Below are 1237 nucleotides of genomic sequence, written 5' to 3' on the forward strand. Positions count from 1 at the left end.
GTGATTGACTTTTTTGCACAAGCACTGCTGGCTAATTCTAATAATTATCTGTCTCGCCCATCTCTGCTTCCTAAATATTAGACCTGAATCCTTACGTGGATTTATTGAACAAGTAGCATCTCCAGAACAAGTTTATTATTTTTTAATGCTGCTTTAACTGCTCAAGTAGTAATGAAATAAAGTTGTATATACATTGATAATTTCTTACTACTTGGCTTTTTTAACTAATAGAAGCATTGAAGTGCTGTATTCGTAGGTAAATTAGTAATGGAACGAGGTTTGTTAGACATATCTGTTGTAGTTTCATATGCTTTGAATCATAATTTGAGAAAAATTTTGAACCATAAATTAAGAGAAAGTTAACGCAATTTCAGGCAACACAGGCGATAGCAAAATAAATCTCTGCATCAAATTATGAGAGAGTGTTTAATTTCTGAACCATATCCCAAGAATGAGTTTTTTAGACTGTTTCGGACAAAACTCATACAAAATAACTATGTGAAAACAGCATTTTTCTCGACTTTCATACCAAGATATGATTTAAATACTCATTTTATGATTCAAAAACGTTGTTTTTTTGAGAGCTGAGTTTAGATATGGTATTTCAGTAAGGCAGCGATCGCTCGTGGATGACGCGATCACGCTTTTAGGGTTATAGCCGAGTAATAATGATAATCAAACCAGAGGAAGGACACGAACGACGCTCGTATCTCTCCTCCCACCTCCTACACGATAATCATTATTAGTAAAAAAAACTCGAATATTAAAAGTGAAGAATAAATTGGGATACTCCTTTTTGAGGCATATCATGAGTTAAAATCTCATTTTTTATTTCAAATCACAGTAGCCCGCCGCAGGCATCAGAACTTTGTAAGAGAGTGGCGAACGGGTCTAAATCCCCCACTTTTTTGTTCTAATTCCTGAATTCGGACGAATTGATTCTTCTTCAATCTTTCGTTAACTTCCATCTCTTTTTGTATCTACTGAAATCATATGGAACTGTCAAATAGCAACACTTCTGTTCAAGCAATAGTCAGTATCAATGCTAATCGACCAGGCATCACGATTCCATTTGGCTTTATAGGATTAAGTTACGAAGCAGCTACATTGCCTAGATCTCTTTTCTTTAGAACTGACAACATACTATTGCGGAATTTTGTCAAGCAACTAAGTAGTAAAGGCGTGCTGCGGATCGGTGGGAATTCTGTGGATAATACATTTTGGATTGATAGCAGCA

General features: G+C 35.4%; 1 protein-coding gene. It reads left to right on the forward strand.

The window, feature by feature from the left end:
- Positions 1-993 precede the first annotated feature (993 nt).
- Positions 994-1237, forward strand: a 244-nt coding sequence (locus tag HCR01_RS39760; protein ID WP_226890090.1) for a hypothetical protein, incomplete at its 3' end; no start/stop codon positions are given.

It is taken from the genome of Nostoc sp. MG11 (assembly GCF_014904695.1).
GTDB lineage: Bacteria > Cyanobacteriota > Cyanobacteriia > Cyanobacteriales > Nostocaceae > Komarekiella.